At 65.6% G+C, this 6,028-nt stretch carries 8 protein-coding genes; 4 read left to right on the top strand and 4 right to left on the bottom strand.

Annotation, left to right across the window (positions count from 1 at the left end):
• Positions 1-230 precede the first annotated feature (230 nt).
• Positions 231-629, bottom strand: coding sequence for an Hg(II)-responsive transcriptional regulator (gene merR, locus ACE3SS_RS14505; RefSeq protein ID WP_374595154.1), 399 nt, complete (start codon positions 627-629; stop codon positions 231-233).
• Positions 630-698: 69 nt separating this feature from the next.
• On the opposite strand from merR, the gene ACE3SS_RS14500 reads away from it, so the two are divergent.
• Genes ACE3SS_RS14500 through ACE3SS_RS14490 form a run of 3 tightly spaced genes read left to right on the top strand, consistent with a single transcriptional unit; the run spans position 699 to position 1,557 of the window.
• Positions 699-1,052 carry a mercuric transporter MerT family protein gene (locus tag ACE3SS_RS14500; protein WP_374595156.1) on the top strand — a complete coding sequence of 118 codons (354 nt, stop codon included), beginning with the start codon at positions 699-701 and terminating at the stop codon, positions 1,050-1,052.
• A 12-nt stretch (positions 1,053-1,064) separates the two neighbouring features.
• Positions 1,065-1,340 (top strand): mercury resistance system periplasmic binding protein MerP, encoded by a 276-nt coding sequence (gene merP / locus ACE3SS_RS14495; protein WP_374595152.1) that lies wholly within the window; start codon positions 1,065-1,067, stop codon positions 1,338-1,340.
• Positions 1,341-1,347: 7 nt separating this feature from the next.
• Positions 1,348-1,557 (top strand): GDCCVxC domain-containing (seleno)protein, encoded by a 210-nt coding sequence (locus ACE3SS_RS14490; RefSeq protein WP_055401762.1) that lies wholly within the window; start codon positions 1,348-1,350, stop codon positions 1,555-1,557.
• 12 nt (positions 1,558-1,569) lie between these two features.
• On the opposite strand, the gene ACE3SS_RS14485 is transcribed toward ACE3SS_RS14490, so the two are convergent.
• The 3 genes from ACE3SS_RS14485 to ACE3SS_RS14475 are packed head-to-tail and all read right to left on the bottom strand — an operon-like array spanning position 1,570 to position 5,204.
• Complete coding sequence (locus tag ACE3SS_RS14485; protein ID WP_374595150.1) at positions 1,570-4,542, bottom strand: Tn3-like element ISAzs17 family transposase; 2,973 nt, start codon at positions 4,540-4,542, stop codon at positions 1,570-1,572.
• A 3-nt stretch (positions 4,543-4,545) separates the two neighbouring features.
• Complete coding sequence (locus tag ACE3SS_RS14480) at positions 4,546-4,965, bottom strand: putative toxin-antitoxin system toxin component, PIN family (RefSeq protein WP_020909878.1); 420 nt, start codon at positions 4,963-4,965, stop codon at positions 4,546-4,548.
• Entirely contained in the window at positions 4,965-5,204 is a 240-nt protein-coding gene (locus tag ACE3SS_RS14475; RefSeq protein ID WP_374595147.1) for a ribbon-helix-helix domain-containing protein, read from the bottom strand. Before ACE3SS_RS14475 ends, ACE3SS_RS14480 begins: the two co-directional genes overlap by 1 nt.
• Positions 5,205-5,413: 209 nt before the next feature.
• Here ACE3SS_RS14475 and ACE3SS_RS14470 point away from each other — a divergent pair.
• Positions 5,414-6,028, top strand: a 615-nt coding sequence (locus tag ACE3SS_RS14470; RefSeq protein WP_374595145.1) for a recombinase family protein, incomplete at its 3' end; no start/stop codon positions are given.

The raw sequence follows: 6,028 nt of genomic DNA, 5'->3' as shown, positions 1-6,028 counted from the left end.
AGGGCTGCTGATTTATAAATACTGGTCGTCATCTTGCCCCAAGTGCCCGCTCAAAAGCCAGTGCACCACGGGGCCAAATCGCCGCATCGCCCGCTGGGAACATGGGGTCCGGGGAGCAATGGAACAGCCAACCGACTTAAGCCCTGGCAAGGGAATGCCGGAACCCCAGAAATTTCTGCCAGCGCGATAGTCAGGCGGTCGCGTCACCCGCTGTGTGATCATCGAGGCAGTCAGTCACGCTCCAGCACGTCAATGATCGGGCACGGCCTGGTGCTGCCACCTGCATCGCATTGCTGGATCAGATCGCCCAGCGCTTGGTACATGGCCGTCAGGTCGGCCATCTTCCGCTCGATCAGTCCCTGCTTTCGAGCGGCCAGCGCCCGCGTGTCCGAGCAGCCACACGCCGAGTCCAGCGTCAGCAGCATGCCGACCTCATCCAGCGTGAAGCCAAGCGCCTGCGCCCGCTTGATGAAGCGCACCCGCTTGGCCTCCCCTGCCGGGTAGCGCCGATGGCCACCCAGCGGCTTGGTCGGTTCATCCAGCAGCCCGCGCCGCTGGTAATAGCGGATCGTCTCGATGTTCACTCCGGCGGCGTCCGCCAGCTTGCCGATGGTCAGGTCTGCGCCCATGCAAATTCCCCTTGATTCCGTACTTAGGTACGGAATGTAGAGTAACACTTGGGCGCACAAGTTCAAGGAATCGGCATGGCATCACTCACCGGCAAAAGCTCATTGGTCGCAGGCATCCTCGCCGCCATCGGCGCATCGGTGTGCTGCGTCGGGCCGCTCGTGCTGCTGGCCCTCGGCATCGGCGGCACCTGGGTCGGCAGCCTGACGGCAATGGAGCCGTACCGGCCGTTCTTCATCGGCTTGACGCTGCTGTTTCTCGGCCTGGCCTTCCGCAAGCTTTACCTGGTGCCGCAGGTCTGCACCCCAGGCACGCCCTGCGCCGATCCGCGCACGCGCCGCCGGCAACGGCTCACCTTCTGGATCGTCGCCACCCTGTTGCTCGCCCTGCTGGCCGTGCCGTGGCTGGCCCCGTTGTTCTACTGAAAGGAGTTCGCCATGCGCAAATTGCTCATTGCTCTACTGGTTGCCTTGCCGTTCGCGGCGCTGGCCGCCCCGTCGAAAACGGTCACACTGGCCGTCCAGAACATGACCTGCCCGCTGTGCCCGATCACGGTCAAGAAATCGTTGGAGAAGATAGCTGGCGTCAGCGCAGTACAGGTCGATTTCGACAAAAAAACAGCCACCGTCACCTACGACCCGGACAAGGCCCAGCCGGAAGCGCTGACCAAGGCCACGACCAACGCGGGCTACCCGTCCGCCGTGCAGAAGTGACGCCGCGATGACCATCATTCTCGAATCTGTGCTGACCTGCCCGCACTGCGGGCACGCCTGGCAGAAGACCATGCCGACGGATGCCTGCCAGTTCTACGACGAGTGCCCGGCGTGCCACGCGCTGCTGCGCCCCAAGCCCGGCGACTGCTGCGTGTTCTGTTCGTTCGGCTCGGTGCCGTGCCCGCCTATCCAGCAGCAGCGCGGATGCTGCGGATAGGCTTGAAGCGGCTCAAACGTCGTCCTTTCTGCTCAGGGGTCGCAGCTCGCCACGGGCGACCGCCTCCGGCACCGAGAACGAGTAGCGTCCAAGCATGTTGATGTGCTCATGGCCGAACGGCGACAGCCGAGCCTCGTCCTCGGGCTTTACCGGGTAGCCCTCGCTGCGCAACTGCGCGAGCACCGCGTCCATGTACAGCGTGTTCCACAGCACGATCATGTTGACGACCAGGCCGAGCGCGCTCAACTGGTCCTCCTGCCCCTCGCGGTAGCGCTGGAACAGTTCGCCGCGCTTGCCGTGGAAGACCTCGCGCGCCAGGCTGTGGCGGCCCTCGCCGAGATTCAATTGCAGCAGCGTGGCGCGGCGGCGGGCCTCGTCGTCGATGAAATTCAGCGTGTGGATGGTCTTGTCGATGCGGCCGATTTCGGCGATGGCCTGCGCCAGGCTGGTGGGCCGCTCATCGACCTGCAAGGTGCGCATGATGCCCATCGCCGGCACCAGGCCGAGTTTGAGCGAGCCGACCAGACGCAGCACGTCATCCCAATGCGGCGTGATGCGGTCGATGTTCACGCGCTGCCGTGCCAGTGTATTGAGGTCGCCATAGTCGGCTTCGGCGTCCACGCGCCAGAAGCGCGTTCCGCCAACGTCGGCCAGGCGCGGGCAGAAACGGTAGCCGGAAAGACGGAACAGACCGAACACCACGTCGCTGTACGCGCCGGTGTCGGTCATGATCTGCGTCGGCTGCAATTCGGTCTGCTGCTCCAGCACAACCGCCAGCAAGACCAGGCTGTCGCGCAGCGTGCCGGGCACGGTGATGGCGTTCAGCCCGGTGCATTGATCGGACAGCAGGTTGTACCAGGTGACGCCGCGCCCGCGATTGAAGTATTTCGGATTCGGCGCGGCGTGGATGGTGCGCACCGGCACCACGAAGCGCATGCCGTCCGCCGAGGCCACGTCGCCGCCGCCCCAGGCGCGGGCCAGCGCGATGCGGTTCTGCGCCGCCACCAGCACGGCGTTGCAGGCGATCAACGTGTCGTCGCGCACGTAGTTCTGATCGACCCACATCAGCCGGTCGCGCTTGAGCGCCGGGGTGTCTTGCCGCACCAGCGGTTCCGGGCCGGTGTTGCAGGCTTCGGCCATCAGCACAGCGCACAGGCTGGTGGTCAGATCGGCCGCACGCGCCGTGCGCTCGGTCAGATGCGTGAAGGCGTCCATGCAGCCGGTGCGCGCAGCGACTTCCAGCAGGATTTCCGGCAGATCGACACGCGGCATGCGCGCCTTGATCTCGTTGCGCAGCGCGATCAGTGAAGCCGGTTCTTCCAGCGCCTCCAAGGGGCTGAGCACCAGTTCGGTCTTGTCGCCGACTGTCTCGAAGCGCACCGCGTCGTTCTCGGGCAGGCGTGCGGCGACGCGCCGGTAGGTCTCGTCCAGTTCGCGCGTCAGCGCGGCCAAGGTGGTTTCCGGCTGCGCCGTCAGGCCCAGCGAACGGCAAACGATGGGCCGCGCAGCCTCCCATTCGGCCCCGTCCAAAAGACCGGCGCGCGGATCGGCGTAACGCCAGCTCGGGCTGATGAACACGTCGCGTCGGCGGATCGCGCTGCGCAGCTTGTCGAGCGTGCAGAACGAGTAGGCCGTGGCATTGATGCGGCCATCATCCTGCACGACATGGCGCTGCCACGCTTTGCCGACGATGGCCGTGGGCGGATCATGGTCGGGTTTCTCATGCAGCCATTGCAACGCCTGCGCCAAAGGCTGCGCGGCCGGATTGGCGTCGAAGCGGATGACGCGCAGCAACGTCGGCAGGAAGCGCGAGACGGTGGCCTTGCGGGCCTCCAGCTCGGTGTAGAACACATCGTTGGGCGGACGCACCAGGCCGCGAACCTCATTGAGCGCCTGGGCCAGTTCATCGCGGCCGATGGCGGCATAGACGCGCTCGCGCAGTTTGCCGTCCGGCAGAGCCGGATCGAGCAGCATCCGGCATGCCTCGGCCAGCGTCGAGGCGGCTCGATCCAGATCCTTGAGCGAGCGCTGCCTGACCTTGCGGTCTTCCTTCTCGGCCTTGGTGAACAGTTCACGTAGCAGCAGGTCGAGCACATCGAGGGCGTCGTCCTGCGCACTGGCTTCCAGGCAATGCACGAAGGCCACCAGCGTGGCGATGCGCCGCGCTTCCGGCAGCCGGGCCACGGCGGACACCTTGACGGTGCTGGCGAAGCGGGCCAGCGCCGCGATGCGGCTCGGCGGCACATGGGTGCCAGGCAGCTTGATGCCCAGGCCGCGCACGGTCTCGATGCGCAGCAAGGCCAAAACGAGCGCCGGAGCGCTGACGCGCACCGGCCCCTTGCGCAACCGATCCAGCCAAGACTGGCGGCTGCCTTCGGCCGGTTTGAGCAGGTCATCGAGGCGCTGCCGCTGTGCGGCCGTCACGCCGCGCACGAGCAGACGCCACAGGCGCGACTCCATGCGCGAGCGCACCTCGGCGATGAAGCGTTCCAGCACCGTGACGCCGGGCAGCAGCACTTTGTGGCCGACCAGCCAGCCGTTGGCGTAATCGAACAGCGCGCTCGGCCGGTCGGTGCCCGTCCAGCACAGCGCGCATAGCCACCGGCCAAGGCGGAACTGCACGCCGCCGTCGGCAAACTCGCGGTAGCCGTAGCGGGCGCGAATTTCGGTCGTGTGCCGCCAGCGTTGCTCGCTCTCGCGGTAGGCCAGCACGCAGTCGGGGTCGGCGATGCCAAGCTGGGACGACAGCGTATGCAGTACCGCGCCGGGCACGGCGGCCGGGTCTTCCAGGAAGGTGCCGAGAAAGCGGGCCGTGGTCAGTTGCAGCGCATAGCCCAGTCGGTGGCTGTCGCGCCGCTTGGTGGCGATCCACTCGCGGTCATCGTCGTCCAGGTGGAAGTAGCGCGCCAGTTCTTCGCCGGAAAGCGTGTCTGGGTAGCGGCCGTAGCGTTCCCGTTGCGTGGTGGACAGGAAGCTGACCGGCATGGCTCAAAGCGCCTCTGCGCAGAAGGTGGCCGGCGTGACGATGCGCGTGCGCCCAATGCTGCCGCGTTGCAACAGCCCGGCGCGGCGGTCGCCCGTCACCAGGTAGTCAGCCTCGCCGCCCAAGGCCATCGCCAGCAGGAACGCATCGTTCGGATCATTCGCTTCGATGCCATCCGGCAGCGGCGGCAGTTGCGCCAAAACGATGGCGCGCTGCATGTTGTTGACCATCGTGCCGACGCGGTGCGCGGGCAAGATGGTCTTGAGCTTGGGGTAGCGGCTCACCCGCCGCAGCTCGTCGAGCTGTGCCGCCGATGTCACCAGCTCGAAGCGCGCCGCGCGCCAGGCGCGATAGATCGCATCGGGTGGCCCATGGGGCGAAATCAGCGCGCCGAGCAGCACGTTGGTGTCGAGGATGACGCGCATCAGTGCTCACGCGCCCATTGCACAGCCTCGTCGATGAGGTCGGACAGTTCGGTTTCGCTCATGCTGGCAGCAGCCGTCTTGGCCTGATCGACGGCACGCTCCAGCAGGTAGGCGCGCACAGCTTCCTCGATGAAGCGCGACAGGTCGCCCTTGCGGCCGCCGCCCTGCGCGGCGATGAACATGCGCACGGACTGATCCACGTCCGGCGACACGGCGATGTTCCAGCGAACGGTGTTCATGATGTCCTCCAATACGGTGTTTGAGTACATAGGTGTTTATACATCTTATCGTCATCACTGGCAACGGTTCGATAAAACCTTCGTTTTACAAGACTCTGCCGCGCGATCTGATGTGCAAACGGTGCCGCACGGTAATTAGTCTAAATTTGTCGTTTGATGAATCAAAGTTCGATATTATTCTGTTTCAACCAGTAAAGCAGACTCTAAGCATGAAAATCGGCTACGCCCGCGTTTCCACGCGCGACCAGAAATCAGACTTGCAGATGGACGCCCTCAAGGCGGCTGGTTGCGAGCGCGTCTACCAGGACGTGGCGAGCGGCGCGAAGACCGCGCGGCCGGCGCTTGACGAGTTGCTGGGCCAGTTGCGTGCCGGAGACGTGCTGGTGATCTGGAAGCTCGACCGCATGGGGCGCTCGCTCAAACACCTGGTTGAGCTGGTCGGCAACCTGATGGAACGCAAGGTCGGGCTACTCAGCCTGAACGATCCCATCGACACCACCAGCGCCCAAGGGCGGTTCGTGTTCAACCTGTTCGCCACGCTGGCTGAGTTCGAACGGGAGCTGATCCGCGAGCGCACTCAGGCCGGGCTGACAGCCGCGCGGGCACGCGGGCGGGTCGGCGGGCGGCCCAAAGGCTTGACACCCCAGGCCGAGGCAACGGCGCTGGCCGCCGACACGCTGTACCGCGAGCGCAAGCTGTCGGTGGCCGCCATCGCGCAGAAGCTGCATGTGTCCAAGAGCACGCTGTACAGCTACCTGCGGCATCGCGGCGCCGAGATCGGCCCCTACAAGAAACCGGCGCAGGCCCAGCCAAGCCCATCGACG

Origin of the sequence: Aquabacterium sp., assembly GCF_041915145.1 — a bacterium.
In the GTDB taxonomy this organism is placed as follows: domain Bacteria; phylum Pseudomonadota; class Gammaproteobacteria; order Burkholderiales; family Burkholderiaceae_C; genus Aquabacterium.
This window is presented reverse-complemented; position numbering and strand designations above follow the sequence as displayed.

Excerpts from the sequence above, each read along its gene's own strand:
- merR (WP_374595154.1), bottom strand. The coding sequence starts at position 629 with ATGGGCGCAGACCTGACCATCGGCAAGCTGGCGGACGCCGCCGGAGTG.
- merP (WP_374595152.1), top strand. The coding sequence starts at position 1,065 with ATGCGCAAATTGCTCATTGCTCTACTGGTTGCCTTGCCGTTCGCGGCG.
- ACE3SS_RS14490 (WP_055401762.1), top strand. The coding sequence starts at position 1,348 with ATGACCATCATTCTCGAATCTGTGCTGACCTGCCCGCACTGCGGGCAC.
- ACE3SS_RS14485 (WP_374595150.1), bottom strand. The coding sequence starts at position 4,542 with ATGCCGGTCAGCTTCCTGTCCACCACGCAACGGGAACGCTACGGCCGC.
- ACE3SS_RS14480 (WP_020909878.1), bottom strand. The coding sequence starts at position 4,965 with ATGCGCGTCATCCTCGACACCAACGTGCTGCTCGGCGCGCTGATTTCG.
- ACE3SS_RS14475 (WP_374595147.1), bottom strand. The coding sequence starts at position 5,204 with ATGAACACCGTTCGCTGGAACATCGCCGTGTCGCCGGACGTGGATCAG.